Here is a 2281-nt window from a genome sequence, read left to right as displayed (position 1 = left end):
CTACCTGTGCAGTTGCATGTACCATGATTAACCAATAATGGCAACAATCTCACTAGACAACGCTAGCAAAAAAAATTATGATGGGCTCAGGAATCTACCCAAATGAAACGGGGGTGCTCTGAGCATGAAAATGGAAATCACCGTCCGAATAAAGAATGCGGATGGCACAGAAGGGACCAAACCGATAGTGGTTGACACCGAGATCCCTGAATTTGACGAGTTTACAGGCCCTGACAACTTCAAGGAGGTATTCGACAAATACGAGAAAGCAGTTTTAAAGATCAGGAACGAAGCGGCAGAACTGGCAACTGATGAATACCTCACCGCGATGTCAAAAAAAAACTCGAAGTTAAAGTTCAAGGACAAGAAGAAGTAACGACAAGGGAAGACCCTTCCGAGTACAAAATAGAAGCCGAAATAGGGCGGCTGGATGTTGTCACCCATCGGGCGGAAAAAGGAAGCCGCACGGTATACAATACTAAAGTGGCGGTCTTCCCGAAGACCGGGCCTAAAGAAACGTATCATACGGCCTGTTACGAGACCCTGGTACTGCAATTGGCTACCAAATTACCCTATCGCCAGGTTGAAGAATTCATCAATCACCTCCGCTGGCAGGATGGAGAAGATGAGGTGCAGTCACGCAGCTTGGCGGCGGCGGTTGTCAGGGAAGGGATGGCAGTTATCAACTATATCAACGAGCGGGCGCAAGAGATCTTAAGCCAGAACCATCTTGACCCCCAAACCGGGGCGCCGGCAGCCGACCATCCCCCTCTCAATAGCGAGGATAAAGAGTTCGCTACCATTCCCGCGGCCAAGGTAGAGCAAGTGATTAATGAATACAATGCCGGCCGGGAAGAAGCGCGCCGGATTGACGCTCAGCAGATTGATGAACTGTTTGAGGACCCATCAGTTTGTGTCAATATCTCGGTTGACGAAGTTGGTGTTATCGCCCAAAAGGCCAGCGGCCGCAGCAAGAATCCCCCACCCAGGGAAACACGGCATTATGTCCGCAATACCATAATCCACATCCAGCAAGGGGTTGGCAACTACATACTCGCTGGCCTCGGTATCAGGAATACATTGCTCATCTTGCTGGCCTTTCTTTGTCACAATAAGCTGCAGGACAGGTTGCTCGTCTTTTTTACCGACGGTGCTGATGAGCTCAAGAGTGCCATCAAGGCGATCTATGGCTTTAGAACCTTTAAGATAATCCTCGATTGGTACCACCTGACCAAGAAATGCAAGGAACGCTTAAGCATGGGGATGAAGGGCCGCAAGGTACGCAATGAGGTATTAAAAGAACTGTTGGCCCTGCTCTGGCAGGGCCAAGTTGAGGCTGCCAGCAAATACCTCGAACACCTTGATGACGGCAAGGTGCGCAATCCAGACGAAATCAACAAGCTGATGGCCTATCTGGAGCGCAATCAGGACTATATCCCCTGTTATGCCCTAAGAAAGAGGCTGGGATTAAGGATATCAAGCAACCGCGGCGAAAAAGCGAACGACCTGGTGGTAGCGCAAAGGCAAAAACATAATGGCATGAGCTGGTCAAGGCCGGGGTCCTCGGGGTTGGCCAATATCCAGACGCTCTTTTTGAATCAAGAAGCCGCGAACTGGATAACTAAGAGGGAGCTTAATTTTAAGCTGGTATACCCCTCTACACCCAGGGAACGCCACCGCCCCTTCCTAAGACCAGTACCTGCCAAGAAGTGCGCCTGACGTCCAGTAACCGGGGAGATGGTCCTCTTTGGATACCTTTAAGCCACCCTTTTGGATCGGTGAGCGTCAATTTAGTGCTGCCGATCTGGCCTTGATCAAGACCATTGTCGCCGAATTTGGCCAGCTGAGCCGCAGGGAACTGGCGGCAACGGTATGTGAAAACCTCTCCTGGCGGGCACCCAACGGCAGGTTAAAAATCAACGGCTGCCGGCTGTTGCTGGAAAAGATGCACGACGCCGGGCTGATTGTCCTGCCCCCGAAGCGCTCCCATAGCCAAAAGACCATCTGCAATACGAAGGTGCCGCCACTGCCAGTTACTGAGCTTAACGGCTCGTTAGCGCAGATGCGCCCCATAACTGTAGAACCGGTATTAAGGGCAGAGCTGGCCCTCTGGAACGCTACCATGAACGCCTATCACCCGCTGGGGATGGGGCAGCCCTTTGGTGCCCATCAGCGCTACTGGATCAGGAGCCAAGCCAAAGGGACAAACCGCATCTTGGGGGCGCTGTTGTTTGCGGCGCCAGCCAGAGCCTTGAGCGCCAGGGACGACTGGATTGGCTGG

3 protein-coding genes are annotated in these 2281 nt (G+C 52.2%); all 3 read left to right on the top strand.

Annotation, left to right across the window (positions count from 1 at the left end; all coding sequences use genetic code 11):
• Positions 1–124: 124 nt before the first annotated feature.
• Positions 125–376 (top strand): hypothetical protein, encoded by a 252-nt coding sequence (locus tag SDD30_RS17265; RefSeq protein ID WP_434076169.1) that lies wholly within the window; start codon positions 125–127, stop codon positions 374–376.
• A gap of 179 nt (positions 377–555) precedes the next feature.
• A complete protein-coding gene (locus SDD30_RS17260; RefSeq protein ID WP_434076168.1) occupies positions 556–1719 on the top strand; it encodes a hypothetical protein in 1164 nt (387 codons plus the stop codon).
• 28 nt (positions 1720–1747) lie between these two features.
• A partial coding sequence (locus tag SDD30_RS17255) for a Druantia anti-phage system protein DruA (protein WP_434076167.1) occupies positions 1748–2281 on the top strand: 534 nt, incomplete at its 3' end.

The sequence above is a fragment of the Moorella naiadis (nom. illeg.) genome (assembly GCF_051020825.1).
GTDB lineage: Bacteria > Bacillota > DSM-521 > Neomoorellales > Neomoorellaceae > Neomoorella > Neomoorella naiadis.
This window is presented reverse-complemented; position numbering and strand designations above follow the sequence as displayed.